General features: G+C 69.3%; 25 protein-coding genes. 8 read left to right on the plus strand and 17 right to left on the minus strand.

Annotated elements, in window-relative coordinates:
• Positions 1-81 precede the first annotated feature (81 nt).
• Positions 82-1,248: a nucleotide sugar dehydrogenase gene (locus tag BM236_RS03425; protein WP_091120251.1), complete on the minus strand. Its 1,167-nt coding sequence runs from the start codon at positions 1,246-1,248 to the stop codon at positions 82-84.
• Between the two features lie 116 nt (positions 1,249-1,364).
• Between BM236_RS03425 and cysD the strand changes: the two genes are divergently transcribed.
• From cysD to BM236_RS03445, 4 genes are all read left to right on the plus strand, one after another.
• Positions 1,365-2,279, plus strand: coding sequence for a sulfate adenylyltransferase subunit CysD (gene cysD / locus BM236_RS03430; RefSeq protein ID WP_091120252.1), 915 nt, complete (start codon positions 1,365-1,367; stop codon positions 2,277-2,279).
• Complete coding sequence (locus BM236_RS03435; protein WP_245750108.1) at positions 2,279-3,571, plus strand: sulfate adenylyltransferase subunit 1; 1,293 nt, start codon at positions 2,279-2,281, stop codon at positions 3,569-3,571. Before cysD ends, BM236_RS03435 begins: the two co-directional genes overlap by 1 nt.
• Before the next feature lie 173 nt (positions 3,572-3,744).
• Positions 3,745-5,001 carry a hypothetical protein gene (locus tag BM236_RS03440; RefSeq protein ID WP_091120255.1) on the plus strand — a complete coding sequence of 419 codons (1,257 nt, stop codon included), beginning with the start codon at positions 3,745-3,747 and terminating at the stop codon, positions 4,999-5,001.
• Positions 5,002-5,775: 774 nt separating this feature from the next.
• Positions 5,776-7,077: an oligosaccharide flippase family protein gene (locus BM236_RS03445; RefSeq protein ID WP_091120256.1), complete on the plus strand. Its 1,302-nt coding sequence runs from the start codon at positions 5,776-5,778 to the stop codon at positions 7,075-7,077.
• A gap of 34 nt (positions 7,078-7,111) precedes the next feature.
• On the opposite strand, the gene BM236_RS03450 is transcribed toward BM236_RS03445, so the two are convergent.
• From BM236_RS03450 to BM236_RS03515, 13 genes are all read right to left on the minus strand, one after another.
• The gene (locus BM236_RS03450; RefSeq protein WP_175507530.1) at positions 7,112-8,230 is read right to left on the minus strand and encodes a glycosyltransferase family 4 protein; all 1,119 of its coding nucleotides are present in this window, start codon (positions 8,228-8,230) and stop codon (positions 7,112-7,114) included.
• On the minus strand, positions 8,220-9,521 hold the full coding sequence (locus BM236_RS03455; RefSeq protein WP_091120261.1) for a hypothetical protein: 1,302 nt from the start codon (positions 9,519-9,521) through the stop codon (positions 8,220-8,222). Before BM236_RS03455 ends, BM236_RS03450 begins: the two co-directional genes overlap by 11 nt.
• A gap of 62 nt (positions 9,522-9,583) precedes the next feature.
• On the minus strand, positions 9,584-10,606 hold the full coding sequence (locus BM236_RS03460) for a glycosyltransferase (RefSeq protein WP_091120264.1): 1,023 nt from the start codon (positions 10,604-10,606) through the stop codon (positions 9,584-9,586).
• Positions 10,606-11,733: a glycosyltransferase gene (locus BM236_RS03465; RefSeq protein WP_175507531.1), complete on the minus strand. Its 1,128-nt coding sequence runs from the start codon at positions 11,731-11,733 to the stop codon at positions 10,606-10,608. The genes BM236_RS03460 and BM236_RS03465 overlap by 1 nt, the downstream gene beginning before the upstream one ends.
• A gap of 8 nt (positions 11,734-11,741) precedes the next feature.
• Entirely contained in the window at positions 11,742-12,695 is a 954-nt protein-coding gene (locus BM236_RS03470; protein WP_175507532.1) for a glycosyltransferase, read from the minus strand.
• Between the two features lie 211 nt (positions 12,696-12,906).
• Positions 12,907-14,652 carry a DUF4012 domain-containing protein gene (locus BM236_RS03475; protein ID WP_175507533.1) on the minus strand — a complete coding sequence of 582 codons (1,746 nt, stop codon included), beginning with the start codon at positions 14,650-14,652 and terminating at the stop codon, positions 12,907-12,909.
• Between the two features lie 288 nt (positions 14,653-14,940).
• A complete protein-coding gene (locus BM236_RS03480; protein WP_091120272.1) occupies positions 14,941-15,333 on the minus strand; it encodes a hypothetical protein in 393 nt (130 codons plus the stop codon).
• Between the two features lie 310 nt (positions 15,334-15,643).
• The gene (locus BM236_RS03485; protein ID WP_091120274.1) at positions 15,644-15,940 is read right to left on the minus strand and encodes a DUF1416 domain-containing protein; all 297 of its coding nucleotides are present in this window, start codon (positions 15,938-15,940) and stop codon (positions 15,644-15,646) included.
• Complete coding sequence (locus BM236_RS03490) at positions 15,940-16,803, minus strand: sulfurtransferase (protein ID WP_091120276.1); 864 nt, start codon at positions 16,801-16,803, stop codon at positions 15,940-15,942. Before BM236_RS03490 ends, BM236_RS03485 begins: the two co-directional genes overlap by 1 nt.
• A 77-nt stretch (positions 16,804-16,880) precedes the next feature.
• Complete coding sequence (locus BM236_RS03495) at positions 16,881-17,348, minus strand: DUF4395 domain-containing protein (RefSeq protein ID WP_091120279.1); 468 nt, start codon at positions 17,346-17,348, stop codon at positions 16,881-16,883.
• Positions 17,349-17,552: 204 nt separating this feature from the next.
• Positions 17,553-18,053 carry a TlpA family protein disulfide reductase gene (locus BM236_RS03500; protein WP_091120280.1) on the minus strand — a complete coding sequence of 167 codons (501 nt, stop codon included), beginning with the start codon at positions 18,051-18,053 and terminating at the stop codon, positions 17,553-17,555.
• Positions 18,054-18,155: 102 nt separating this feature from the next.
• A complete protein-coding gene (locus tag BM236_RS18845) occupies positions 18,156-19,127 on the minus strand; it encodes a hypothetical protein (RefSeq protein ID WP_175507534.1) in 972 nt (323 codons plus the stop codon).
• Positions 19,128-19,239: 112 nt separating this feature from the next.
• Positions 19,240-19,536 (minus strand): MoaD/ThiS family protein, encoded by a 297-nt coding sequence (locus BM236_RS03515; RefSeq protein WP_245750109.1) that lies wholly within the window; start codon positions 19,534-19,536, stop codon positions 19,240-19,242.
• 92 nt (positions 19,537-19,628) lie between these two features.
• Here BM236_RS03515 and BM236_RS03520 point away from each other — a divergent pair, with 92 nt between their 5' ends.
• Together BM236_RS03520 and mshD are read left to right on the plus strand one after the other, a co-directional pair.
• Positions 19,629-20,351 (plus strand): response regulator transcription factor, encoded by a 723-nt coding sequence (locus tag BM236_RS03520; protein WP_091120289.1) that lies wholly within the window; start codon positions 19,629-19,631, stop codon positions 20,349-20,351.
• Positions 20,352-20,420: 69 nt separating this feature from the next.
• Positions 20,421-21,227: a mycothiol synthase gene (gene mshD / locus BM236_RS03525; RefSeq protein WP_091120290.1), complete on the plus strand. Its 807-nt coding sequence runs from the start codon at positions 20,421-20,423 to the stop codon at positions 21,225-21,227.
• A gap of 55 nt (positions 21,228-21,282) precedes the next feature.
• Here mshD and ygfZ read toward each other — a convergent pair whose 3' ends face one another.
• Genes ygfZ through BM236_RS03540 form a run of 3 tightly spaced genes read right to left on the minus strand, consistent with a single transcriptional unit; the run spans position 21,283 to position 23,253 of the window.
• Positions 21,283-22,263, minus strand: a complete 981-nt coding sequence (gene ygfZ / locus BM236_RS03530) for a CAF17-like 4Fe-4S cluster assembly/insertion protein YgfZ (RefSeq protein ID WP_091120293.1) — start codon at positions 22,261-22,263, stop codon at positions 21,283-21,285.
• The gene (locus BM236_RS03535) at positions 22,247-22,738 is read right to left on the minus strand and encodes a Fur family transcriptional regulator (RefSeq protein WP_091120783.1); all 492 of its coding nucleotides are present in this window, start codon (positions 22,736-22,738) and stop codon (positions 22,247-22,249) included. Before BM236_RS03535 ends, ygfZ begins: the two co-directional genes overlap by 17 nt.
• Before the next feature lie 5 nt (positions 22,739-22,743).
• On the minus strand, positions 22,744-23,253 hold the full coding sequence (locus BM236_RS03540; RefSeq protein WP_091120294.1) for a heme-binding beta-barrel domain-containing protein: 510 nt from the start codon (positions 23,251-23,253) through the stop codon (positions 22,744-22,746).
• 42 nt (positions 23,254-23,295) lie between these two features.
• On the opposite strand from BM236_RS03540, the gene BM236_RS03545 reads away from it, so the two are divergent.
• On the plus strand, positions 23,296-23,652 hold the full coding sequence (locus tag BM236_RS03545) for a DsrE family protein (RefSeq protein WP_091120297.1): 357 nt from the start codon (positions 23,296-23,298) through the stop codon (positions 23,650-23,652).
• A 109-nt stretch (positions 23,653-23,761) separates the two neighbouring features.
• The gene (locus BM236_RS03550) at positions 23,762-26,926 is read left to right on the plus strand and encodes a coiled-coil domain-containing protein (RefSeq protein WP_091120298.1); all 3,165 of its coding nucleotides are present in this window, start codon (positions 23,762-23,764) and stop codon (positions 26,924-26,926) included.
• The last annotated feature ends 11 nt before the right edge of the window (positions 26,927-26,937 follow it).

Genomic DNA, 26,937 nt, shown 5'->3' on the forward strand with positions numbered 1-26,937 from the left:
CTCGCTACTCGACCAACGAAAGCTCCGCTGGTCGAGGAGCCGTCGCGAGGAACGGGCGACGGCGTATCGAGACCCAACCCGTCAGTCGCGGCCGTAGATGTCGCGGGTGTAGACCTTCGCGGCCACGTCGTCGAGGACGTCGGTGCGACGGTTGGCGATGATCACGTCGGAGATCTGCTTGAACTCGTCGAGGTCACGGATGACGCGCGAGTTGTAGAACGTGTCCTCCGTCAGCGTCGGCTCGTAGACGACGACCTCGACACCCTTGGCCTTGATGCGCTTCATCACGCCCTGGATGGAGGACATCCGGAAGTTGTCGGAGCCGGCCTTCATGATGAGCCGGTAGACGCCCACCACGGAGGGCGAGCGGCGCAGGATGTCGGTGGCGATGAAGTCCTTGCGCGTCGTGTTGGCCTCGACGATCGCCGAGATGAGGTTCTGCGGGACGGCGCGGTAGTTCGCCTGCAGCTGCTTGGTGTCCTTGGGCAGGCAGTAGCCGCCGTAGCCGAAGGACGGGTTGTTGTAGTGCGTGCCGATCCGCGGGTCGAGGCCGACGCCCTCGATGATCTGGGCGGAGTCGAGGCCGTGCATGGCGGCGTAGGTGTCCAGCTCGTTGAAGTAGGCGACGCGCAGGGCGAGGTAGGTGTTGGCGAACAGCTTGATCGCCTCCGCCTCGGTCGACCCGGTGAAGAGGACCGGCACGTCCTTGTCGAGGGCGCCCTCGACGAGCAGCTCGGCGAACGCCTTGCCCCGCTCGCTCGGGTCGCCGACGACGATGCGCGACGGGTGCAGGTTGTCGTGCAGCGCCCGGCCCTCGCGCAGGAACTCGGGCGAGAACATGATCGACGCCCCCGGGTGCTCCGCCCGCATCCGCCGGGTGAAGCCGACCGGGACGGTGGACTTGATGACCATCGTGGCGGTCGGGCTGACCGCCAGCACGTCGGCGATCACCGCCTCGACCGAGGAGGTGTTGAAGTAGTTGGACCGCTCGTCGTAGTCGGTCGGGGTCGCGATGACGACGAAGTCGGCGCCGTCGTACGCCGCCTGCTTGTCCAGCGTCGCGGTGAGGTTCAGCGGCCGGTTGGCGAGGTAGTCCTCGAGCTCGACGTCCTCGATCGGGGACCTGCGTGCGTTGACCTTGTCGACCTTCGCGGCGTCGAGGTCCAGCGCCCACACCTCGTGGTGCTGCGCCAGGATGACGGCGTTGGAGAGGCCGACGTACCCGGTGCCGACGATCGCGATCTTCATGGCAGCAGCGTACGGGCCATGGACCGCCCACGCTCTGGCGTGGGTTCGGCGGGGGCGGCGCAGCCGTCTACGATGAGGGCTGCCCTCCGGGGCTGGACCCACCGTGAAAGGGAACCATGACCCAGACCCACACCGACTACCGGCTGAGCCAGCTGGATCAGCTGGAGGCGGAGTCGATCCACATCTTCCGTGAGGTCGCCGCCGAGTTCGAGAAGCCGGTGCTGATGTTCTCCGGCGGCAAGGACAGCATCGTGATGATGCGCCTGGCCGAGAAGGCGTTCTACCCCGCGAAGATCCCGTTCCCCGTGCTGCAGGTCGACACGGGCTACGACTTCCCCGAGGTGCTCTCGACCCGCGACAACTGGGTGAGCCGCCTCGGCGTGAAGCTGATCGTGGCGAGCGTCGAGCAGGCCATCGCCGACGGCATCGTCGTGGACGACGGCAAGACCCCGCGCAACCGGCTCCAGATCGGCACCCTGCTCCACGCCCTCGAGGAGGGTGGCTTCACCGCCGCCTTCGGCGGCGGCCGGCGCGACGAGGAGAAGGCCCGCGCCAAGGAGCGCGTCTACTCCCACCGCGACGAGTTCGGCCAGTGGGACCCGAAGAACCAGCGCCCGGAGCTGTGGTCGCTCTACAACGGCCGCCTGCACGAGGGCGAGCACATGCGGATCTTCCCCATCTCCAACTGGACCGAGCTCGACATCTGGGACTACATCGGCCGCGAGGGCATCGAGATCCCGTCGATCTACTTCAGCCACCAGCGCCGCGTCTTCGAGCGCGACGGCATGCTGCTGACGGAGTCGGAGTTCAACCCCTGCCGCAACGGCGAGACCGCGTCCGAGCGCACGGTCCGCTTCCGCACCGTCGGCGACCTGACGCTGACCGGCTGCGTGGAGTCGACCGCGAGCACGGTCGACGAGATCATCGCCGAGGTCGCCATCGCCCGGGTCACCGAGCGCGGCGCCACCCGAGGCGACGACCGCTTCAGCGAAGCCGCCATGGAGGACCGGAAGAAGGAGGGCTACTTCTGATGGCCACGATCTCGACAGGCTTGGTCAGCGAGGGCCGCAAGATGGACCTGCTGCGCTTCGCGACCGCGGGCTCGGTGGACGACGGCAAGTCGACCCTCATCGGGCGACTGCTGCTCGACAGCAAGGCGATCTTCGAGGACCAGCTCGAGGCGGTCGAGCGGACGTCGGAGGCCAAGGGCCACGACTACACCGACCTCTCGCTGCTGACCGACGGCCTGCGCTCCGAGCGCGAGCAGGGCATCACGATCGACGTCGCCTACCGCTACTTCGCGACGCCGAAGCGGAAGTTCATCATCGCCGACACCCCTGGCCACGTGCAGTACACCCGCAACATGGTGACCGGCGCCTCGACCGCCGACCTCGGTCTGGTCCTGGTCGACGCCCGCAACGGTCTCACCGAGCAGTCACGCCGCCACGCGGTGCTGCTGTCGCTGTTGCGCGTGCCCCACCTCGTGCTGGCGATCAACAAGATGGACCTCGTCGACTTCAGCCAGGAGGTCTACGACCGGATCTCGGCCGAGTTCACCCAGTTCGCGACCAAGCTCAACGTGCCGGACCTGGAGATCATCCCGATCTCGGCGCTGCAGGGCGACAACGTGGTCGAGCGCTCGACCAACATGGCGTGGTACTCCGGCCCGACGCTGATGCACCACCTGGAGAACGTCCACGTGGCCTCGGACCGCGACCTCGTCGACGTCCGGTTCCCGGTGCAATACGTCATCCGGCCCAAGTCCGACGACCACCACGACTACCGCGGGTACGCCGGCCAGGTGGCCGGCGGCGTGCTGAAGCCGGGCGACGAGGTCGTCGTACTGCCCTCCGGGATGACGTCGCGGATCGCCGGCATCGACCTCTTCGACCGCGAGGTCACCGAGGCGTTCCCGCCGATGTCGGTGACGGTGCGGCTCGAGGACGACGTCGACGTGTCGCGCGGCGACATGATCGCCCGCGTCAACAACGCCCCGACGCCGAGCCAGGACATCGACGCGATGGTCTGCTGGATGACCACCACGCCCCTGCGGCCGCGTCAGAAGCTGGCGATCAAGCACACCACCCGGTCGGCGCGCGCGCTGGTCAAGGACGTGCAGTACCGCCTCGACGTCAACACGCTGCACCGCGACAACGGGACCAAGGAGCTGGGCCTCAACGAGATCGGCCGCGTCCAGCTGCGCACCACCGTGCCGCTGCTGGTCGATGCCTACTCGAAGAACCGCACCACCGGGTCCTTCGTCCTCATCGACGAGGCCACCGGCGTCACCGTCGGCGCGGGGATGATCAACAGCGCCAGCTGACCTCGCCAGCCCCGAAGCCCCGCTCGACCCACCCGGTCGGGCGGGGCTTCGCCGTGTTGGCCACTCGATCGGAAGCGATAACCCAACGAACTCATTCAGGATCGCCACGCCGGGCCCGAATGTAGAACGTGCGATCCAAGGCGTCCCGGGTACCGGTCAGGATGCTTGCCGCCTTGGCGCTGGCTCTCATCACCACCGTCTCGGACGTCGGCGGCGGTGCGGGGAGCGCCGTCGAGGCGGTCCCCTCCGGGCCCGTCAGGCCCGAGAGCGCGGTGATCGCCGCGGTCGCGGAGCCCCCCGTTCTGGCCGAGGCGCAGCGGTCTTCGCGTCGCGTGGTGAAGACCAAGCACGCGCTCCCGCCGAGCGCTGTGCGACGCCTCTTCAACACGCCGTTCCACAAGTTCAGCCGGCACCACGGCAAGCGTCCGTGGTGGAACACCCGCAGCGGCATCTCGGGCGCCGACTGGGTCTACCCCTACTTCCCGACCGCCTGCTACCAGCGTGACCGCGCGGCGGGCGGCACCAACGCCTCGGCCTGGCAGGTCCTCTGGGTCCACCCCGACGACCAGCCGAGCGCGGCCGCCCGCCACACGCGCGAGGTCCGCCTCATGGTCCGCGGTGGCCAGTCGCTCTTCGCCGCCTCGGCCGGCCGCTACCTCCGCAACCGCCGCCAGCTCTACACGCGCTCGCTGGCGCCACGGTTCGTCACCACCCGCGGCTGCCAGGCCGACGTACACGATGTGGCGGTTCCGGCCGGCGTCTACAACACCGGACACGTCTGGGACGGCTCGACGTCGGCGACGCCCTTCGGCTCGGGCACCCTCACCGAGTGGCTGCAGACGCACGGCTACAACGCCCCGAACCGGAAGTACGTCGTCTTCCTGCAGTCGAGCCCGTTCTACGCCCACGGCTGGACCGGGATCAGCGAGGACCTGGCCAACTCGGCCCAGTCCGGCGCGAACGAGACGCCGACGCTGGACAACCCCGCGAACTTCTCGTCGTTCTCGTACGTCGACCTCTCCTGGTTCCTCGACGGCAGCGGCGACCTCGGCGAGCTGTCGTATCCCACCCAGGTGATGGTCCACGAGATGATCCACGGTCTCGGCGCGATGACGCCATCGGCTCCGCACGAGAGCGCGACGAACCCGCTGCACCCGACCGACTGCTGGGACCTGCTCTGCTACAACCCGCCCACCGGCGGGCAGACCTACACCAACGGCTGCGGCAACGCGTCGGGGTGGAAGGAGTGGCGCCTCGCCCGCGGCTACATGCGGCTCGACTGCAACCGCGACGACTACTGGGCGCCCGCCACCGACACCGGCCTCGCCGCCGCGGCGTGGACGAAGAAGCGCTGGGCGGTGTCCTCGAGCAGCTTCCTCTACGGCAACCCGCAGCCGAGTGAATCGCAACTCGCGACGAACCTGCGGTGACGCAAGACCCTATGCAACCAACGACGACCGGATCGCCTGCAATCGGTGGAACTCGACTTCGGCGTCCCTGAGGCTTGCTCATAGCACGAGCGGTCGAGCCGCAGCGAAGCCATCTTTCGTACTCCGTGCGACACGGCCCCGCGCCTACGGCGAGGAAGACCCTGCCCTAGCGCATCCCTCGTGTCAGAGTGCCGGCGTCAGATGGCGAGACCCCACAAATCACCGAGCTTGCGGTCCCACTCGATCCGCTCGAATGGCTCCATCCCACCGCCGCTAGGCCCACGGGATGCGGCTCCGTGTCTCGGTGAAACCTTACCGCCGAGTCGTAACGACTGCCTTGGTGTTCCGACTGCTCTTGGCGGAAAGGGCAGTGAAGTGCCCGCGCCGGTGGAGCTCTCGATCAGCGTCCGAGCATGACGGTCGCAGGGGCGCGCCGAATCATCCGCTCCGAGCGAGCGAGCAGGGAGCAGGGAGCAGGGAGCGCGTGACTCCAGATCGGAAGCAAGGAGCGGCCCGTCCTCAGGCCCGCGAGGAGAGAAAGTGCGCCGAGATGGCTTCACGGAGCAAGGCGGGGCCCGCGCCGGAAAGGCACGGGGCGCACGTGCAGGGGTAGCTGAACGTCCGTATCCACTCCGACCGCATGCTCGGAGTCCGGTGGTAAACCCGTCGGATTTTACAAGAACGCTGCCCCTGTGGAACGTGGCGACTAGCCTCTGAGGTGGGCTCAACGCTGGCGAGCAGGGCCATCGACTCGGTCGCCCCTAGGAGAAGCAGTTGAGCGCACGGCGCGCCGTCCTGACGACGACGATCGGCAACTTCGTCCCGCCACTCATCAGTCTCGTCTGCGCGCCGATGCTCGCACGAGGTCTAGGCATTGATGGTCGAGGCGCTGTTGCAGCGGCGCAGGCTCCTTTGATTCTTGCGGCCGGCCTTCTAGCGATCGGCCTGCCAGATGCACTGACCTACTACATAGCGCAGCACAGAGTCATCTCGGCTGCAGTAGCGAAATCCTCTGCGTCGGCGATCGTCCTGGTCGGTGCTGTCGGCATGGTGGCGATCATCGCGCTCTCGACACCGATGAGCCATCGAACGCCGTCGATCGCACACTTGATCACCATCGGCTCTCTGCCCCTTATCCCAACACTTTGGCAGTTGCTGGTCAGAGGGGTTGCGGCTGGGATGGGAGAATGGAATCGGCTCGCCGCGGATAACCTTATTGGCGGGATAGCGAAGCTCGTAGCGATTGTCGTAGCTTTGAGCATAGACGCCCTCTCACCACTTGTTGCGACCGTGATCGTCACCACATCCAGCCTCGTGGGTCTTCTGGCCTACTTACCTGGGAAACCCCTCGCTCGAGGCCTTCGGAACGACGACGAAGGGCCGAAATCGAAGGAGGTTCTCAGTTACGGCACGCGCGTTTGGTCCGGATCCATAACGGGAGTTCTCCTCATTTATCTCGACCAAGTGTTGATGACGCCGCTCTCGTCCAGCACGGAACTGGGCATCTATGCGGTCGCCGTGAGCATCAGCCAAGTCCCGCTCGTCTTCAACGCGGCTGTCCGCTCAGTGACGTTCGCTCGCGAATCCACAGCACCCAACCTGCAACGCATGGCTCAGAGCGCTCGTATCTCGACGGCTATCACGGCCGCGGCAGCAGGAGCGGTTTGGCTGGTGTCAGCCCAATTGGTGCCGCTGCTCTTCGGACATGCTTTCGCCCGGTCCGTGGATTGCATTGGCATCCTGGTGGTGGCAGTAGTCGCAGGCAGCCCGGGCGTCATTGCTGGGGCAGGTCTGGGAGCGCTGGGGCGACCGGGACTACGGAGCGCAGCCCTCGCCATTGCTTGCGTAGCGAACGCAGTCGCGATCATCCTCCTGGTACCGCCTTTCGGCGCCATTGGCGCAGCATGGGCGACTGTCATCGGAAACGGCTTGGCGGCGTTCGTCACCATCTTTTGGATGCGCAAGGCTTTTGGCCAGCCAGCGCTGGAATATCTCGGCTTTACGCGTGCTGATCTGTCCCGACTGGCGGACCTCGCTCGAGTCCGGGCTCGTCCTGAGACCGCTGAAGCCTCCTAGACGCTAGCCGCTACCTTGCCGAGATCGCCGCCACCTACGCGCGGACGGCTTCGACGTTGCCGGGCAACTCGGCCCAATACTGAGCGCGCACATAGTCAGGGTCGACCAGTGAACCGAGCCTACGTCGCGCCTCTGAGCCTACCCGCGCAACTGTCTGCGGCTCGGCAGCTAGGGTGCGCAGAAGATCGTCTAACCGCGTCCACGGCGTCTTCCCACCGAGGACCCAGCCGGACACTCCATCGACGATCAGTTCAGCCGCCGCAGCGGAAGAATCTACGACCGCTGGAATACCTAACAGCGCCGCTTCAAACACCGTGCGCCCGAACGCCTCGCCCTGTGCGGGCGTCACGAGAACGTCGCTCCGTGACATGTGCTCCAAGGCCACGTGACGGCCGACCGACCCGAGGAACGAGCCTTTCGGGTGCAAGGCAGCCATCGTCGCACTCATGTTCTCAGTCGCGGTGGACTCTCCAACCACCGTCACGCTCAAGTGGTCGAACCCAACTCTTTCGGCGCTTTGCAGCAATAGATGCACTCGCTTTTCCGGGTCAAGGCGGCCTACGTATATCACCCGTAGCGGTCCTTGGGGAGCGGTAGTCGCCTTGGCCGCGACCAGGCTTTGCGGAACCTCGATTGGGCGGTGAACGACTGGGTGCTTGCTTGGACGTTCGGAACCAATAACGGCTCGCCCATTCGACTGACTCACAAAAATCGACCTGTCGGCTAACTTCACGGACGCCCGCTGGACGAGGCGACCGGGCCCACTAAAAGGACCGTCGTGCATGTCCAATACCAGGGGGGTGGACTTGCCGAAGGCAGCAAGCGCGAGAGCGGGGTTGAGCCACTGGCTGAAGCTGATCACCGCGCGCTTGTCCCAAATTGCCATCGCCCTGAGACGCTGGCTGCCGCGCCAGATGGCTTGACCGACTTCGAGAGGGCTTCGAGATTGGCCGATCTTCTTGAGCGCCAGAATCTCAGCCTCGACGATCTCGCGGGTGTCGAGGCCGGCCGCTGTTGCGTGTTCCAACAGCGGCCCCATCGGCGCCACGATGGAGGCTGGCATGCCCTTGCACAACGACAACAGACTCAACTCTGCCCCGTAGAGCTCAGTGCTCAGAGAGACGAAGGCGACCAAATCACGGTCAGGCGGCATCAGACGCTCCCGCTCCACGCAGACTGGCGCGGACTGGAGAAGTGGCCCGAGTTGGACGGACATCCACGTCCCGAAGGTCGGACGACGACCCAACAGCGGGGCCGGGATGCGCCAGAACGACTCCGTCGCCCTCCGCTCGCCAATGCGTGGCGACAAAGAACAGCAGGGCCACGATCGGTGCGTTCAGAAGGGCCTCAGCGGGCACCAACCAGGCCGCGAGGAGCGCCAAGGTCAACATCGCCGGCGGACGACTTCGGTAGATCGCGTAAGCGGTGGCAACAACGAACACCGACACGCCCGCCAGACCGTACTCCACCATTGCCTTCGCGAACGTCGAGGCCTGAAGGCCAGTGACCGCCAGCTGGTCCAGCAAATCGCTCGCCACACCCGGCCCTAGACCGATTAGCGGGTTCCGGTCTGCGAAGGGAAGCAGGAGGTGATACGGCAGCGCGAGCCTCAGACCGGTGCTTGAAGTGGGCCCGAAGCCCTCAGTCGCCTTCGCGATCAGTCCGTCGAGGGCGCCCATGCGCCAGGCGCCCAGTGCGAGGCAGGCGGTGGCCAGCGTGGTGGCGGGGCGCATCGGCAGTCGACGGAGGGCTGGTATCAATCCGAACGCAAGCACTGGGAGCCCGCTTGTAGACATGCTGACCGTGATCGCAACAGCGAAGGTCAACGCCCAGACGGCATCCCTGTATCGAGGACTGCGTCGCCCGAAGAAAAGCCCGTGGACCAGGCATACAATGCCGAAGCCACAGTAGAGAGATACGAATGACGGTTCCAAAAACAAGATGCCATTGGGCTTGTAATGCAGCCCATACGTGACGTCGACATATTCGAGCGAATAGACCGAGTTGAATCCGTGAACTTGCATGCTCAGCGGGACAAATCGGCCCACGGGATCCCAAAGGCTCGGGGATCCAGCCCATTGGACGGCTGCCTGAAGGATCGCGAGCACGGCCCCACACTTTATTGCGGTGATGGTGCCGACGAGGAATGCGCGACCGACCCCCACGAGGCGTTGTTCTCGGGCCGGAAGTAGCAACCACGGCACATATGTTAGGAGCATAAGCATCAGGCTGGTGACGTGCGCCGCCGGATTGGCGAGCGCCGATAGTCCGCAGGTCGCTCCGAGCGCCAGCCATAACCCCGTCCCGACAAGGCTAAGCCCGCCGCCGGAAACCAAGAGCCGTAAGTAAAACCCGGCCAAGACGATGGTCGAAAGCGGAATGCTTGTATCACCGAGATTGACGCCAATCCGTTGCCCGGCGATGGCGAGAAAGCCTGCTGCCACAAAGATTTTCGGACCCGCAGTCGCGGTCCGAGACGTTGCTCCGCGGGATAGTCTCGACGTCGTCAACGCAACACCGCCCGAAGGGAGTCCACGAGGACCTCTTGATACTTCTCCATGTTGAAGGACTGCGCCATCGGCGAAGGGCGGCGCGCCGACTCGGATCCAATGCGACGTAGTGCTGCAACAATCTCGTCTGAAGAGCCCGGCGTCACGAGCACTCCGACTTCCGGACTATCGATCTCATATGGCAACATCGCTGACTTAGTCGCGACGACCGGCACACCTAGCGCGAAGGCATCGGCCATCTCGGTAAGACCCGCCATGATCCTTGGATTTGAAAGCGGGACGACGACAGCACGCGCTCGCGCCATCGCGTCGATGATCTCCGGGTATTCGACCGGCCTGTCTTCGCGCGCCTTGAGTTTTCCGTTCAGATATTCAAGCCGAGACCGGCCATCGAAGATCACTCCGCTCAGCCCTCCGACGACTACGGCATCACGCAAGGTTGCGTGGTCACGGTTGGTCTTCCCGGCCGAGACAAAGTCGTACTCCAGGCTACGGTCGGTCCGGTACAGCGCCCAATCAAGATCCGGTCCCCAAGGCAGGACCACTGGAAGCGGGCGGGCGAGGGCGGCAGCTGTGCGCTCACCGACAGCCGGGCTCAACACCAGCACGTCATCGGCACCCTTCAAGCAAAGGACATTCCACCAGGAGCTCGGAGCGTGGTGGACTACAGCGACATACGGGCGCCGGACGATGTGGAGACGCCGTAGGAGGCCAACGAGTGAGCCAGACCATTGATCGGCGGCGACGATGACGTCGGCGTCTGACCTCAGAGCGGACGCCTGTTGCAGCGGGTCACCGACACAGCGTAGGACGGCCGCACGCAGGCGACGCGCGATCCTTGACTTAGTGGAAACGTCGTACATTCCGAGCAAGAGACGCCAGTCAAGGTCCGTGTGCTCGGGCACAACGCCCCACAAGTGCTGACCGGGGTACTGCCCGTCGATGTAACGCTTCATCGCCTGTCGGGTCGAGTAGTTGTTCAACAGCGCGACACGCAGCGGCACCTTCCTCCGTGCCATCAGACAGCGTCCCTACAGGCCGCGACGAGCCCGTCGAGCGTCGACGCCCAGCGGAACGGCTCGGCAGCACGTCGGACCGCCTCAGCGTCAGAGGCGCGCGCCAGCAGTGCAAGGACGGCGTCCGCGAAGGCACTCGGATCATCGCGTACAAGCAGTGCGGCCTCGTCCACGTGCTCGAGCCCCAGGGCACCGAGGGTCGTGGCGACGACCGGTGTCCCGCAGGACAGCGCCTCGAGAATCTTCAGCCGGGTGCCGCCAGCCGCGAGGAGCGGTGCGGTGGCCACGGCGGCGCCGGCGACGTACGGGAGAACGGACGGCACGTCGGGGACCACTCTCACCGTGTCGGCCTGCAGTTTGAGGACGCGCTTCGCCGGTGAGCGGCCGACTAGGCTCAGGCGTGCATCAGGGCGCCGGGCGACGACCTCAGGCCACGCCTTTTCGCACAGCCACTCGGCGGCGTCGACGTTCGGCGCCCAGCCGAGGTGTGCGACGAAGACGACCTCCGGCCCCCGCTCCGCTTCGATCCCGAAGCCCGCGTCAGCGACGCCGTTTGGCGCGACGACGAGTCGACGCGGGGGTGCCACCATCGTCTGCTGGAGGATGTGTCGGTCGTGCTCGCTCACCACACCGACCACGTCGGCATGTTTCCCGAGGCGTCTCTCCAGCCAGCGCAGCCGCGCTGCCTCGTAGCGCGCGAGCCAAGCCTTCGCCCGGCCGGATGAAGAGGCGTAGTTCGCCATCAGCTCAGACTCGACGTTGTGCATGTCGAGGACGACGGGTCCCTTGAGAAGGGCACGGTACCCGAGAAGCTGCGAGTACTCGATCACTCGCACGGTCGGCTGCAGCTCCGCCTGGAGCGCGAGAAGTTCGCGTACGACGCGAGGCCGGTACCACCGAGCGGCCGAGAGGCTCCCGATGCGCAGGTAGGCGAGCAGCACCCGCAGGTTGCCGATCAGCTGCGGCAACCAGCCTACCGACGGCACTTCGGCCTGACCGGTTCTCTCCTCGACGCAGACCCAGCGCACGTCCGCTTCGAGCCGACGACGCAGCTCGCTCTCGACTGCCGCGACCCTCAGCGTGCCTCCGTCGCGAGGGTCGGTGAAGTCTGTCTTGGTCAGGAGGAGCACACGATGGCTCATCGCGCGATCTTCTTCCATCCGGGCTGGCCTTCCGAGCCTCGAAACCTCTTGCGCACGATGCGGGCGAGGGCAGCCGGCGGGACGGCCTGCATGCCAACAACCGTGGTCCACGGGAGCAGTGACCGACGCGGGAACAGCGCACCGCGGTAACGGGCGACGCAGTACGCAGTGACGACTCCGAGCAGCGGCAGCAGACCGAGTGGCCGAACCATCGCCGTGCTCAGTAGTCCGGCCCAGAACGCAGAGCAGCCGATCGTCAACCGGTAGAACTTATGCACCGCGAACCGCCGACCCGCCGGAAACCTCAGGAACGTGTGAACGCGGGGCAACTGTTGGCCCAGCACGCCCTCCGCGATCCTTACGCGTCGTTCCCACTGATCGTTGCGTTCGGCTGGAGGCTCGACGGTTGTGATCCTCTCGGCGACCGTCACCCGGAGACCACGAGATGCGAAGTCGACGGCCAACCACAAGTCATCGATGAGTTCACCGCGCGGGATATCGCGGAACTCGGAACGACGGAATGCCACGAACTCACCTACGACGCTCAGTGAGTCACCTCCGTCACCCTGGAAGCGCTTGATCAATCGTTCATAGGCCCAAAACAGGCGCTCAGCACCGCCCGACTCGGACTTGTGGGCAGAGACGACGCTCGCGTCTCGCAGGGCGTCAGCCGCGATTGCCGGCCAAGACACCGGGTGGATCTCACAGTTCGCATCCGAGACTGCGACGATCTCGGCATCGGAGGCCGCGACGCCGACGTTGACGGCCGCAGGCTTGCCGTTCCGACCCGCCTCGATGACGTGGTCGGCTCCGGCGTTCCGCGCGGCCGTGGCGGTTGCGACGTCGCTCGCGACCACGATCACGCGGCCGCCCCCCTCGTAAGCAGCCAACGCGTCATGGACCGACCGGACCTTGTCTCCGACCACCGACGCCTCGAGGTAGGCGGGCACGACAACGTCGATCCGCGCCGCAGCAACGTCGGAAGCGCGAGCCGCCAGGACTGGCGCCGCAACGTCAGGTCGGCGCCTGGTAATCAGACGTCCACCCATACTCATCACCACTGGGAGGACGATTCCTAGCCCGAAGACGGCGAAGAGAGCGATCGCGCTCCACCCCCACGCGCTCATGAGGCCATCCAGTCCGGGGCCGGTGAGCCAGCGGTCAGCATGCGGAACCCGCCTCTACCGTCCTCGTTATCACTTCGACCGACGGCGTCATGGAGATCTGCGCGGTGCTCGTCTGCGCCGGACCCGACCTCATGGCCCAATCCACATCGGCTGACTTCCCTGGCTCCAGCAGCAGCCAGATCTGCCTCAACGGTCGGCCGGAGAGCGTGCCGACCTGCTGCGCGTCGTCGTTCTTGCCGTTCGTCCGAATCGGCCCGACGCTGCCACCTTGAGGACCGTAGATCTGCACGTTGACGATCTGGTTGCCGGCGTCGATGCCGAACTGGCCGCCGCCAGTGACGTAGTCCGGGAGGCTCGCGGCATCCGCTGGCGCGGTCGACTTCACGGTCAGCTTGCCGGCGAACGACTGAACGCCGTCCTTGCAGGAGGTCGACGTCACCTGAACGTCGTAGCGCAGGTAGTAGGACATCTTCGCGCCGGTGGAGTCGTTGAAGTAGATCCCGACCTGCGGAGCCTTGTCGTTCGCTGGAGAGAGCTCGCCGGCGACCGCCGTACCCGCGAAGACCGTTTGGGCGGCGGGGTGGAAGTCGTGGACGAGCAGGCGGTGCTCGTTCGCGCCTTGGCGCAGGGCGGAGAGAAGCTGTGAGCGGTCGCCACCACCGGCGGTGAGCTTCGCGAAGACGGCCGCGGCGACCTGACGGAAGAACACGTCCTGGTCGGAGGGCTCGGGGATGTCGACGTACACGTCGTGCAACAACTCGTCGACGGCGTTGTCGGCGGTGATGGCCACGCCGGCAGCCGTGACGGGTCCAGTGGCACGCAGCAGGTAGGAGAGGGCGACAGGGTCGATCGAGATGACGCCGTCGACGTTGCCCCCCTCGACGTGCTCCCAGCGCGCCTTCATCAGCGCTGCAGTGCGCGGGAAGTCGGGGGTGAAGTTCGCATCCACGAAGTAGGTGCCGAGCTGCTCGCCGAAGAGGTCGGTCTCCTCCTTGCTGAGCGGCAGCACCGGTTCGTCAGCCTCGCCGAGCGCACCACCCGGGACCTGCTTCGTCATGGTGAGCTTGCCGTTCTTGGCGGTGACCAGGGAGACGGCACCGGGAAGACCACCGGTCGCGCGGATCTCGGCGTTGTTCTGCATCACCAGCAGGTAGTGCCGCTCGCCCTCGGCGCCGAGCATCGTGGGCAGGACACGCATCGCCTTGTCGGCGACGTCCAGCGCGTCGGCCGCGTCGCGGACCTGGCGGTGCAGGTCGCGGTACTTCAGCCTCAGCGACTCGACGAAGCCGGACGGGTTCTCGGCGGACAGCTGCTCGTCAGCGCGGGCCAGGGCGGCGTGGCCGTCGGCGACCGGCTTCTGCAGGTGCTGCACCGTCGCCAGGTCGATGCCGCCCTTCGCGGGGAGGAGTGCGTCGAGGTCGCCGGCCTGGTGGGCAAGGTCGGCCAGCCCACCGGACGTGAGGCCGGCGGCGGCACGGCTCACGATGCGCACGCCGCGGGCGTCGTCGCCGAAGCCGGGAACGTGGGTCATGAGCGACCAGACCGGCGAGTCGGTGCTGTCCTTGGCCGTCGACGCCTTGTCCGAGAGGTTGGCGAACGCGGCGTCGATCGCCCGGTCGTCGCCGGCCTCGATCGCCACCCGCAGCGAGCGGGCGTCGTCGGCCGCCGAGCTCAGGCTCCGCGCGGTGCTCCACAGCAGCCAGCCGGCGTACGCGCCGACGGCGAGCAGCAGGACGGCGATGACGCCCGCGAGGAGGCGCCAGGGGTGCTGGAGGCGCAAGGGTTCTGTCTTTCGTGGTGTTCTCGGGGCGTGGCTTCGCGGCGCTCGCTGTGCGAGCTCCTCGACCATCGAGGGTGGGGCAGGCGGCTCGGCCGGCGACGTTGCCGGCCCTGCCGAGGCGTGATCAGGCTAAGTGTCCAGACCGGCGCAGGAGGGCGCTTTGGCGAAGTTCGGCGCACGTGACGTGCGTGGCTCGGACCACCGGCCGCCGGGCATGCGACGGGGCCCCGCGAAGAACGCGGGGCCCCGTCGTGATGCGCCGTGATGGGGACTGTGAAGCTCAGGCGATCACTTGACGCGGATGACCTTCTTCTTCGAGGTCGACGCCTTGAACGCGGTGTTCGGGGCCGGCGTGTAGACGGCCTTGATGAAGTACTTGCCGGACTTGCGAGCGCGGAAGTAGACCCGCGTGCCCGGAGCGACGTGGACGCGCTTGACCAGCGTGCGGCCACGGCGGATCGTCACCGTGACGGTGCCCTTGGCAGCGGAGCTGACGACCGGACGGACCCGGACCCGCTTGCCGTGCTTGACCTTCTTCGGGCCGTTGACCTTGGTGGCAGTGCCGACCGTGTTGGGGTAGACGTGGCTCGTGGCGGCGTTCGCGGAGGTGCCCCCCGACACCGTCACCAGGCCAGCTGCCATCAGGGTGGCCGTGAACAGGCTGGCGATGACCTTCTTCATGTGTGCAACTCCTCCTGCGGGCCGCTCGACAGAAGCCAGCGGTCGTTAAGTCTGTGCGGAGGCGCTAGCGAACCACGGCCGTCGGAGCGCCCGCAGGCAGTTGGTGAAATCCGGCGCGCGTGAAACGCGCACGCTCACACGGCTAGGCGTGATACGGCGCGAATTCGCTCAGAGGGTGGTCTGGATCACAAGAATTGTCTAGTCCACCTGATCGGCCGGGGTCCGGCTGAGCTGAGGAGTTCTGAGCGCTTTTCCAGAGACGACGAAGCCCGCCCGGGTTCCCGGGCGGGCTTCGTGGTGTGTGTGTTGGTCAGAGGGAGATCTCGACCTCGGCGACGCTGCCGACCGCGGCGCGGACCTTGCGGTCGACCGGCTCGGCCTTCGGCGCGAGGGTGCGCAGCGTCCAGTCGCCGTCGCCGGCGAAGAACCGGAAGTGTCCGGTCGCGCTGGTCGGGACCTCGGCGGTGAACTCGCCGGTGCGGTCGAGCAGGCGGACGTACGCGCCGCCCACCGGGTCGCCGCCACGGACGACCTTGCCCTGGATCACGGCCTCCTTGGTGACGTCGACGCCGGCGAGACTCAGACCGCCCTCAGTCGCGCCGCACATCAGGCGCTCTTCCCGTCGGCCTGGCCCGGCTCGTCGCCGAGGGCGATCGGAACGCCGACGAGGGAGCCGTACTCGGTCCACGAGCCGTCGTAGTTCTTCACGTTCTTCTTGCCGAGCAGCTCCTGGAGCACGAACCAGGTGAGCGAGGACCGCTCGCCGATGCGGCACAGCGCGATGGTGTCCTTGGACTCGTCGAAGCCGACCTCGGCGTAGAGCTTCTGCAGCTCCTCGTCGGACTTGAAGGTGCCGTCGTCGTTGGCGTTCTTGCTCCACGGGACGTTGACCGACGTCGGGACGTGGCCGGCGCGCTGCGACTGCTCCTGCGGGAGGTGGGCCGGGGCGAGGAGGCGGCCGGCGTACTCGTCGGGGCTCCGCACGTCGACGAGGTTGTGGCTGCCGATGGCGGCGACGACCTCGTCGCGGAAGGCACGGATGGAGCGGTCCTGCTCCTGGGCGACGTACGTCGTCGCGGCGCGGTCCGGGACCTCGTCGGTCAGCTCGCGGCTGTCGAGCTCCCACTTCTTGCGGCCGCCGTCGAGCAGCTTGACGTCCTGATGGCCGTAGAGCTTGAAGTACCAGTAGGCGTAGGCGGCGAACCAGTTGTTGTTGCCGCCGTAGAGGACCACGGTGTGGTCGTTGCCGACGCCGTGGCTCGACAGCAGGGCCTCGAACTGCTCCTTGTTGAGGAAGTCGCGGCGGACCTGGTCCTGCAGGTCGGTGGTCCAGTCGAGCTTGATGGCGCCCCGGATGTGGCCCTTGTCGTAGGACGAGGTGTCCTCGTCGACCTCGATCAGGACGACGTTCTGGTCGTCGAGGTGCTCCTCCACCCACTGGGCGGAGACGAGGGAGTTCTCGCGGCTCATGTGTCTTACCTTTCTTTTCTCGCCGGCGGCCGGCGAGGGGGTCTGGGACTTGCTGTGCCTTGTTGTCGGGGGCGCGGTCAGCTGGTGGCGCGCTTGATGAGCAGGTAGACCTCGCAGCCGAGGCAGAAGCGGAAGACCGCGTTGAGGGTGGCTGCGACGAGCGCGAGGGCGATCGCGACCGTGCCCACGGTCGTGCCGCCGACGAGGAAGCCGACCAGGGCGACCGCGGCGAACCCGAGGCCCACCGCCTGCGCGAACCGGGGCGGCGCCGGGTCCTCGAGGTGGTCGGGGCTCGCGAGACGGGGGCGGATCAGCGCCTTGAAGACCTTCGCGTGGATCGTCGTCTGGACGCCCCCGATCGCGCCCCACGCGAAGAGCGCCGCTTGCACGGCGGTCAGGACCGTGCCGACGGCCGTGCCCGCGGTCACGAGGATGGCGACGAGTACGACGACCGTGACCGCGGCGTTGAACTGCGGGCCGCGCGGGTCGATGCCGGAGCCGGCCTCGGGCCGGGCGCCGGTGCGCGCGGAAGCAGTGGTGGACATGGCTCTCCTGGGACCGCTGGGCAGCGGTCGGGTCGTCTACTGGGCTGGAACTGGCTCAGGACGACATTCGACACAGCGCCGAGCGCACGCGGCAGTGATCCACTGCGCGGCGCTTGGTGAGCATGGTCGAGGACATGTCAACAACCCTAGGGGCGGTTCGCTCGGGGGGCGAACTCGTGTCTCATCATTCGGACCGTCGTCTCGTCAAGTGAGATCCCGAGCGGGGATCGTGGCCAGGACCTGGTCCTTGCGGGGTGCTCCAGCCGCTCGGGCGATCTCCCGGCCGGTGGGGTCGAGGATCAGCGTGGTCGGCGTGCGCAGGATGCCGAGCCGGCGGGTCGCGTCGAGGTGGTGCTCTGCGTCGACCTCGAGGTGGACGACGCCAGGGGTCGTCTCGGCGACGTCGCTCAGCACGCGGCGGGTGACCCGGCAGGGGGCGCAGAACGCGCTCGAGAATTGCACCAGTGTCGCCCGCTCGCCGAGCTCGGTGCTGGTCGCGGCGGCGCCGAGCTGGGTCCAGGCGGTGGTTTCGAGACGGGCCCGGCGGCCCTCCTCGACCAGCGAAGGGTGCCGGCCCTCCTCGACCAGCGAAGGGTGGCCGGCGGGCTTGTGCGTGCCGCGGAAGCGGCCGTCGGTGAGGGCCCGGAAGGTGCCGAAGACCAGTGCGATGGCGATCGCGGCCAGCGCCACCCAGAGTCCGGTCATGTGATGTTCAACGTCAGACGGGGCGGTGGGGATTCCCAGCGAGCGGACGAGGCCGCCCCGCGGATGCGGGACGGCCTCGCCTGGTGCTGCGGATGCTCGCGGTCAGCCGAGGAGGCCGCCGAGCAGACCGCCGAGGACGCCGTCCAGGCCGGTCTGGATCTGCTCGAGCGCGTCGTCGAGCGGTGCGGCGGGCTCCGGCAGGGCCGACTGGATGCTGTCGATCACGCTGTCGATCAGGCCGGCCGCGTCAGCGGGGTCGCTCGGGAGCCCACCGCTGGCCAAGGTGTCCAGGGCCGCCTGGAGAGCGGCCGCGAACTGGCCGGCGGGGAGGCCGGCGCTCTCGAGCGCGTCGATGATCGGCTGGGCCGCGTCGAAGAACGCGTCGGGCGAGAGACCGGTGCCGGACAGGCTCTCGAGGAACTGCTGGAACTGCTCGGCGAGCGCCGACGGGTCAGCACCGCTCTGCAGCGCGTCGGCGAAGTCCTGGGCGATGGCCGGGAGGTCCTGCGGGTCGGCGGCACCGGACTGGATCGCGTCGGTGAGCGCGCCGACGACGGGCTGCAGGCTGTCCATCGGGACACCGGCGCCGGCGAGGGCCTCGGAGGCCTGCTGGATCGCACCGGTCAGAGCCTGCGCGCCCTGACCGAGTGCGGCCATGAACTGGTCCTGGATCTGGGCCGGAGTGGCGGGCGTGGCGGGCGTGGCGGGAGTGGCCGGGGCGGCGGACGCCTGGCACCTGTTCGCGTTCGCCGCGGCGGTGTTGGCGGTGGCGACGGCGGCGCGGTAGCGGCGGTGGGCCACCCGGCGAGCCCGCTTCGCCTTGCGCACCTTCCGCTTGTTGGCGGTCGTGTGGTGCTGGCGGTAGGCCCTCTGCGCCCTCCGCAGCTTCCGCTTCGCCTTGGTGTAGTCGGTGCCCCGGTTGGCGGCGTCGTTCTGCGCGGCACCGGCAGCCTGGTTCTCCGCAGCGCACGGGGCCGTCGCGGCCTGGACCTCGACGGTCGTCACCAGCGTGACACCGCCGAGGGCGAGGGCCAGACCAGCAACTCCGGCGGACGTCTTCCGAAAAACGTTCATCTACACGCTCCCTGTGGGTGGGCCGGCCAGCGGCCCCGTCGGTTACTGCCCAGTAGAACGAGACAGACGTCACAGGGTCACGGATGCGTCGGAAGAATTTTTTCGGCGCTCGTCAGCCGCCCGCGAACGGCGGCAGGAACTCCACCGACTGGCCCGGCTCGACCAGGACGGTCTCCGGGTCGAGACGCTTCACGGGACGATCGTCGACAAGCGCGGAACACACCTGGAGTACGTCGGCCAGGCGGGTGTCCTGGTGGAGGTCGACCGCTCGCCGTACGACCTCGCTGAGCGTCACCGCCTCGGCGACCTCGAGGACGTCCTGCGCGACACCGGCCGCCGCCTTCGCGGCGGCCCAGTAGTGGATCTCGATCTGTCCCACGTGGACGTTCTCCTCGGCAGATGTCGGCACGGTTTCGCTAGTATGCGCTGACAGCATCACACCGAGGCCCAGCGTTGCGTCTTGGTGCTCCGAACGGCTCCACGTGAACTGGAGGTCGTGCCATGAGCACCCTGCTTCTGCTGACCAGCGCTCTGCAGCCCTCGGTCGAGGTGCTGCCCGGGCTCTCCCTGCTCGGCCACTCGGTCAAGATCCTGCCGGCACAGGGCGCCGCCCTCCTCGAGGCGCCGGACGCCGATCTGCTCCTGGTCGACGGTCGCCAGGACCTCGCCCACGCCCGCGACCTGTGTCGCCTGATCCGGACGACGGGCACCGAGATCCCCGTCCTGCTCATCGTGACCGAGGGCGGCCTCGCTGTCGTCGCCCACGACTGGGGCATGGACGACGTCGTGCTCTACACCTGCGGCCCGGCCGAGCTCGAGGCGCGCATCAAGCTGGCCATCGGCCGGCTCGCCGCCGCCCGCGACGCCGTGGACCCCGATGCCCACGTCATCCGCTCGGGCGAGGTCGTGGTGGATGAGGCGACCTACACCGCCAAGGTCAGCGGCCGTTCGCTCGACCTGACCTTCAAGGAGTTCGAGCTCCTCAAGTTCCTCGCTCAGCACCCCGGCAGGGTCTTCTCCCGGCAGCAGCTGCTGCAGGAGGTCTGGGGCTACGACTACTTCGGCGGCACCCGCACCGTCGACGTGCACGTGCGGCGCTTGCGCGCCAAGCTCGGCCCCGAGAACGAGACGCTCATCGGGACGGTGCGCAACGTGGGCTACCGGTTCGTGCTGCCGACGAAGTCGGCCGAGGCGGACGCCCGGCTCATGACGCCGCAGGCCTGACCCCGCCTCGTCGCGCCTCATCCCGCCTCCTCCTGCTCGGCCGTCGGGTCGCTCACTAGGGTGGCAGGCGTGGACGATGTGCTCGCTCTGGCCGACGACGCCGCCGCTGCCGACGGGGTCGACCCGCTCGACGAGGCGACCCGACTGACCCTGCGGCATCGGCCGGACTCGGTCCGCAGCGTGGTCGATCCGGAGGGGTTCGCGCTGCTGGTCGGGGATCAGGTGTCGGTCGTCGTACGGCCGTCGGCGCGCTCGCACGGTCTCGGCTCGCGACTCCTCTCGCGGCTGCTGGAGCAGACCTCGGGGCCGTTGGTCGGCTGGTCGCATGGCAGCCTCCCGGGTGCGGCGGCGCTGGCGGCCGCCCACGGCTTCCGCCCGGTCCGCGAGCTGTGGGTGATGCGGCGACCGAGCTCGCTCCCGCTCCCGGTGCTGTCCGTCCCGGACGACGTGACGGTCAGGGGGTTCCAGCCCGGCGACGAGCGCTCTTTGCTGCGGGTCAACGCAGCCGCCTTCGCCCACCACCCCGAGCAGGGCTCCCTGTCGGCGGCGGACCTGCGCGAGCGGATGGCCGAGCCGTGGTTCGAGCCCGAGGGCCTCATCGAGGCGTGGTCCGCCGACGGCCAGATGCTCGGCTTCCACTGGACCAAGCGGCACTCCCCCGCCCTCGGAGAGGTGTACGTCGTCGGCATCTCACCGGCCGCGCAGGGCCGTGGCCTCGGGAAGGTCCTCACGGCGCTGGGCCTGGTCCACCTCAGCGACGTGGAGTCGGTGCACCTCTACGTGGAGGCGACCAACACGGCCGCCGTCCGGCTCTACTCCGGGCTCGGGTTCACCCATGAGCCGGCCGACACGCACGTCCAGTTCGCCCGGCCCTGATCCCATGTCGCTGGGCCGGGCCGTCGACGCGCCCGGTCAGGACCGTGCGGCGCGCTCAGAGCCGCGGCCGCACATGCATCCCGACCTCCGGATCCACGATGACCTCCTGGGCCGCCGGCATGCCGTCGACGGTCAGGGTGGCGTCGAGCGGCACGTTGCGCTTCAGGACCGCGAGCGCGATGGGGCCGAGCTCGTAGTGCCGAGCGGAGGAGCCGACGAAGCCGACGCTCTTCCCGTTCTCGGGCTCACCGTGGATGACCGGTGACCCGGCAGCAGGCAGGCGGTTCTCGGAGCCGTCGAGGTGGAGCAGGGTGAGCCGGCGCGGCGGTCGACCGAGGGTGTGCACCCGGGCGACGGTCTCCTGACCGCGGTAGCAGCCCTTGTCGAGGTGGACGGCGGGCAGGAAGCCGACGGCGTCGGACTGGTCCGGCTGGGCCGGGAGCCAGCCGGCCTCGTTGGGAATGGTCCGGTGGTCGGTGTCGACGCCGAACCGCGGCTCGCCGCGAGCGATCCGCAGCGCCTCGAACGCCCACATCCCCGCGGGCGGCCCGGCCGCCTCTGCGAAGGTCGCGAGCTGGTCGCGGGGCACGAACAGATATCCGGACGGCCGCCACGCGACGACCAGGGAGCTCGAGAGGGAGACCGTGACGTCTGACCAGAACTTCATCTTCTCGAGGAACGCGGCGAGCGGCTCGCCGTACCCCGGCTCGGTCCAGGCCGTGAAGGCGGTGCCGTCGTCGACGCCGGCGAAGTGGTGCTCGATGTGGCCCTGCGGCGAGAGGATCAGCGCGGCCGTCCAGACGCCCGGCTCGAGGCCCTCGAAAGCCTGGGAGGTCAGCGAGTGCAGCCAGGTGAGCCGGTCCGGGCCCGAGACGACCACGACGTCGCGGTGGGAGAGGTCGACGAACCCCTCACCCGACTCGAGCAGCCGCTGCTCGTTGTTGAAGGAGCCGTAGTGCGCGGCGACGGCCGCGTCGACGCCGTCGCCGGCGACAGCGCCGGGCAGGCTCAGCAGCGGGCTAGTGGTCGTGGTCATGGGCTTCCTCCGGACTCGGGCACTCGGGCACGTGCGCCCCGAAGATCGTCAGGTGCGCGACGTCGGCCTCGAAGCCGGCGTCCTCGCGCAGCCGCCCGACGAACTCGGCGGCCCTGTCTTCGTCAACCGAGATGACCTGCCCGCAATTCCGGCAGGACAGGTGGAAGTGGGCGGGGCCGGCGTGGACGGAGTGGTACGTCGGCGCGCGGTCGGACAGGTGGAGATGGCGGACCAGCCCGAGCTCCTCGAGGACCTCCAGCGTCCGGTAGACGGTGGAGATGTTGATGGCCGTCGACTGCGTCGAGACCTCGGCGAAGATCTCGTCGGGGGTCGCGTGGTCGAGGCGCTCGACGGCCGCGAGGATCAGCTCGCGCTGGGGGGTGAGGCGGTAGCCCTGGGCCCGCAGCCGGCTGCGCCAGTCGCTGTCCTGCCCGGTGTCCTGCCCGGTGTCCTGCCCGGTGTCGTCGGCCGCCATCGGACTCACGCCCGCTGCAGGCGCGCCCACAGGTGCGGCTGGAGCGCCTGACCCATTGCGGTCATGTCGAAGGCGTAGAGCAGGTCGCCCTCGACGTTGCCGTAGAGACGCTTCCCGCCGGCGTACTCCTTGGCGGTCTCGGTGCGCGCGACCGCGTCGGTGACGATCTCGAGCTTGCCGCCGGCGGCCTGGCCGTACCAGATCTCGGCGAAGCCGGTGTTGTGCGCGAGGACGAGCTCGACCTTGGCCTCGCCCGGCTCCTCGCCCGGCTTGCAGCGCAGGAAGCCGGTCTCGAGCGCGGCGTTGCGGACCACCTCGCCGTTGTCGTCGACGATCCAGGAGCGGGCGAAGTAGTGGAAGAACGGCCGCCCGTCGTGGGTGAAGATCAGCTCCTGGCCGAACTGGAACCCGTCGATCGTCGGGTAGTCCCCGTGGCCGTTGCCGCGCCACGTCCCGAGCATCCAGGCGACGGGGCCGCAGTCGGGGTGCAGGTTGTCGGGGATCTCGAAGGCCACGGTCGGCGAGTCTAGTCGGCGCGCGGTCTAGGGTCGGACGCCGTGAGGTCCCTCGTCGTGAAGTGCACCGCCGGCTCCGAGGAGCCCGAGCGCGCGAACCAGGCGTTCACCATCGCCGCGTCAGCGGCCGCCGCGGGCGCGTCGGTCAGCCTGTGGCTGACCGGAGAGGCTGCGTGGTTCGCCGTCCCCGGCCGGGCGTCCCTCGACCTCGAGCACGCGACACCTGTCGAGGACCTGCTCGCGCTGGTGCTCACCTCGGGCACGGTCACGGTCTGCAGCCAGTGCGCGCTGCGCCGCGGGCTCACCGAGGACGACCTCGTCGACGGCGCGGTGATCAAGGGCGCCGCCGTCTTCGCCGAGGAGATCCTCGGCGAGGGTGTGCAGGCGATCGTCTACTGAGGCACCCGCTGGTCGAGGCGCCGCTGGTCGGCGCCCCCTTCCTGCCCATGCCACCGTGACCGAACGGATAACTGAGCCGGACCGTCCCGGCCGATAGGATCAGCCGGAAATGGACCAGCCCCAGAACCCGTCCGACCGCCGGTGGTTCCGGCGCTCGGGGAGCGACTCGAGCTCATCGACGCAGCAGCCCCCCGCCGACGCGAGCAACCCGCAGACACCGGACAGCCCGACGCCGGCTCGACCGGACCAGGCAGGCAGCGACCAGGCCGCCTCCACACAGGCGGCCGGGCGCTCGCTCGCCGACCTCGAGGCGCGCGCCCGCGACCAGGCCGCGGCCGCGGAGGCCGCAGCACGGCTTCGCGCGCTGGCCGAGCAGGCCGCCGCCGCCCAGGCCGCCGAGCGGCTCGCCGCCGAGGAGAGCGCAGCGGAGGCCCGGCGTACGGCCGAGGAGTCCGACCGCGCCGCCCACGAGCACGCGACCGCCGCAGCGGCCGCTCACGAGGCCCGGGTCACCGCCGAGACCGCCGTCGAGGAGGCCGCGCGTCGGCACGCGGAGGCCGAGGCCTCCGCGGAGGCCGCACAGGCCGCTCGCCGGGAGGCCGAGGAGCGCGCGGAGGCGCAGGCGGCGGCGACGGAGGAGGCGGTACGCCGGCACGCGGAGGCGGTCAAGCTGGCCGCCAGCCGTGAGGCCGACCTCAAGGCCCAGCTGGACGAGCTGACCGAGGCGCGGACCCGCGCCGAGGACGCCGCCCGCGCGCTCGCCGGAGTCGCAGCCGCCGGGGAGCAGGCCCGCAAGGAGGCCGAGGACGCGTCGGCCGAACGGGCCATCGAGGCCGCCGGTGCCCACCAGGCCCGCGAGCAGGCCGAGCAGGCGCTCGCCGCCGCTCACGCCGAGACCGAGCAGCGGCTGCGGACGCAGGCCGAGGAGGCCGCCGCCCACCTGCGCGAGCAGTCCGAGGCGGCCGCCGCCGCCCACCAGGCACGAGTCGCGGCCGAGGCCGCCGCCGCGGAACGGGCCGCCGAGGCCGCCGCCGCCCACGACGCCCGGGCCGCCGCCGAACAGGCGCAGTCCGAGGCCCGGCAGAGGGCCGACGAAGAGCTCGCCGCCGCCCGACGCGAGGCCGACGAGGCCGTCGCCGCCGCGCACGCGCACGCCAGGTCGCTGGTCGACACTGCTCGCCAGCAGACGGAGCAGTCGCTGGAGGCGGCAGCGCGGGAGGCGCGGACCACGGTCACCGCGGCGACCGCGGAGGCCGAGTCGGCCATCGGTGCGTCGAGGGCCCAGGCCGCCGCCGCCGTCGCCGCCGTGAAGGCGGATGCCGAGGCGGCCGTCGCCGCCGCGAAGGCCGAGGCCGAGCAGACCATGGCCGCCGCGCGGGACCACTCCGACCGCGCCCTCGCCGAGGCGCGGCGGATCGTGCAGGCAGCAGCCGCCAGCTCGTCGGCCGCGCACGCCGACGCCGACCGCAAGGTCACCGAGCACACCGAGATCCGCACCCACCTCGAGCAGCTCGCCGCCGAGCAGCTCGAGGCCGCCACCACCGCGCACGAGGCACGCCACGAGGCCGAGGCCGCGGCACGCGCGAAGGCGGAAGAGGCAGCGGCGGCGTACGACGCCCGGACCGCGGCCGAGCAGGTGCTCGCCACGACGCAGGCCGAGGTGGCGGAGCGGCTGCAGGCGCAGGAGGCGGACCACCGCGAGCGGCTGGACCAGCAGGCACAGGCGGCCGCGGCGGCCCACCAGGCGCGCGTCCAGGCCGAGGAGTCGGCGGCGTCGCTCGCCGCTGCTGCCGCGGTCGCCAACCAGGCCCGCAGCGAGGCCGAGGCCACCGCGGCCGCGACAGCGACCGAGCGCGAGCAGGCGGTGGCCCGAGCGACGGCGGAGCGCGAGGACGCGATGGCCGAGGCGCACCGCATCCGCGAGGAGGCGCTCGCCGCGTCGGCGGCCGCCCGCGAGGAGGCCGACCGGCTCGTCGCCGAGCACGCGGCGGCCCGCCAGGAGGCGGAGAGGCAGAGCTACAAGCAGGCCAACGCGGCCCACTCCGCCCACGAGCAGCGTGCGCACGCCGAGGCCGCGGCCCGGACGGCAGCCGAGGCGGCCAAGCTCGCCCATGCCCTGCGGGGCGAGGCCGAGACCGCTGCCCAGCAGCAGGCACTCGCGGCGCAGCAGTCCGCCGAAGCGGCACAGGCGGCGCTGAAGAAGGTGGAGGAGCAGGCCGAGATCGCCCGCGCGGCCCACGAGACCGCCGACCGCGCCCACCAGGGCCGCGCCGAGGCGCTCGCCGACGCCCAGGCCGCGGCCGCCAAGGTGATGGAGGCGCTCGACGCCCGGCTCGAGGCCGAGGAGGCCGCGATCCTGGCCCAGGCGGCCCGCGACGGCGCCGAGCAGGCGGCCAGGGCCCAGGCGGACAAGACCCGCGAGGTGCAGCGCGAGCTGGCCGAGGCCCACCAGCGCACGCAGGACGTCCTGGCCGAGCTCGAGGCGGCTCGTGCCGAGGCGGCCGAGGCCCACCGGCTGCGGGCGCAGGCCGAGGAGGTCGCGGCCCAGCGGGCCATCGACCGGCAGGCGGTCGAGTCCTCGATCCGGCACAACACCGAGCTGGTCGAGACCGCCCTGCAGGAGCGGCTCGCCGCCGAGCGCCGGCTCGCCGAGCTCGCGGCCGAGCTGGTCGCGTTGCGCGAGGGCGTGACCCGGGCGCTGCGGGAGAAGGGGTCCAAGCGCAGCGTCGCAGCGCTGCACGAAGCCGTCGCGGCCCCATCCTCGCTCGACGCCACGGAGGTCCGCGCGCTGGACGAGACGGGGTCGATCCCGGTCGTGTCCTCCGCCTTCGAGCCGCCCTCGGTTGGCGAGGAGGCCCCCCCGCCGGGTGCCGGCGAGACCCAGCGCGCCTGGCTCCGGGACGAGTGGGCCAAGGTCGACGAGGCGCGGCGAGCGGGTGACGCGGACGCGTCCGCCGAGTCCGAGAGCGAGCCGGCCGCGGGGCCGGCCCGCCAGGTCGACGTACGCTCCTTCGCCGCGGCCGGGTCACCCGACGCCGTGACCGTGACCGACGATGGCGTCCTCGCGGTGGAGCGCGGCGGCCGGACGGAGTCGTTCGACCTCTACGACCGGAACACCGACCTGAAGGTGGTCGGCCGCCCCGGTCAGCGTCGCTGGCGGGTCGAGCTGTCCCGCCCCGGCACCTCGGCGGTCGTCCTCGACGCCCGTCAGGTCGACGCCGACGCGCTCACCCGTGAGCTGCTCCGCTGGCGCCCGGAGGTCGGCCGCCGCTGATCCGCGCCGGT

Source organism: Nocardioides terrae, assembly GCF_900112345.1.
GTDB lineage: Bacteria > Actinomycetota > Actinomycetes > Propionibacteriales > Nocardioidaceae > Nocardioides > Nocardioides terrae.

Bases quoted from the DNA above. Each gene is read 5' to 3' on its own strand.
- BM236_RS03425 (WP_091120251.1), bottom strand. From the start codon at position 1,248: ATGAAGATCGCGATCGTCGGCACCGGGTACGTCGGCCTCTCCAACGCC.
- cysD (WP_091120252.1), top strand. From the start codon at position 1,365: ATGACCCAGACCCACACCGACTACCGGCTGAGCCAGCTGGATCAGCTG.
- BM236_RS03435 (WP_245750108.1), top strand. From the start codon at position 2,279: ATGGCCACGATCTCGACAGGCTTGGTCAGCGAGGGCCGCAAGATGGAC.
- BM236_RS03450 (WP_175507530.1), bottom strand. From the start codon at position 8,230: ATGCCGCCTGACCGTGATTTGGTCGCCTTCGTCTCTCTGAGCACTGAG.
- BM236_RS03460 (WP_091120264.1), bottom strand. From the start codon at position 10,606: ATGGCACGGAGGAAGGTGCCGCTGCGTGTCGCGCTGTTGAACAACTAC.
- BM236_RS03480 (WP_091120272.1), bottom strand. From the start codon at position 15,333: ATGAAGAAGGTCATCGCCAGCCTGTTCACGGCCACCCTGATGGCAGCT.
- BM236_RS03485 (WP_091120274.1), bottom strand. From the start codon at position 15,940: ATGTGCGGCGCGACTGAGGGCGGTCTGAGTCTCGCCGGCGTCGACGTC.
- BM236_RS03490 (WP_091120276.1), bottom strand. From the start codon at position 16,803: ATGAGCCGCGAGAACTCCCTCGTCTCCGCCCAGTGGGTGGAGGAGCAC.
- BM236_RS03495 (WP_091120279.1), bottom strand. From the start codon at position 17,348: ATGTCCACCACTGCTTCCGCGCGCACCGGCGCCCGGCCCGAGGCCGGC.
- BM236_RS03500 (WP_091120280.1), bottom strand. From the start codon at position 18,053: ATGACCGGACTCTGGGTGGCGCTGGCCGCGATCGCCATCGCACTGGTC.
- BM236_RS18845 (WP_175507534.1), bottom strand. From the start codon at position 19,127: ATGAACGTTTTTCGGAAGACGTCCGCCGGAGTTGCTGGTCTGGCCCTC.
- BM236_RS03520 (WP_091120289.1), top strand. From the start codon at position 19,629: ATGAGCACCCTGCTTCTGCTGACCAGCGCTCTGCAGCCCTCGGTCGAG.
- ygfZ (WP_091120293.1), bottom strand. From the start codon at position 22,263: ATGACCACGACCACTAGCCCGCTGCTGAGCCTGCCCGGCGCTGTCGCC.
- BM236_RS03535 (WP_091120783.1), bottom strand. From the start codon at position 22,738: ATGGCGGCCGACGACACCGGGCAGGACACCGGGCAGGACACCGGGCAG.
- BM236_RS03550 (WP_091120298.1), top strand. From the start codon at position 23,762: ATGGACCAGCCCCAGAACCCGTCCGACCGCCGGTGGTTCCGGCGCTCG.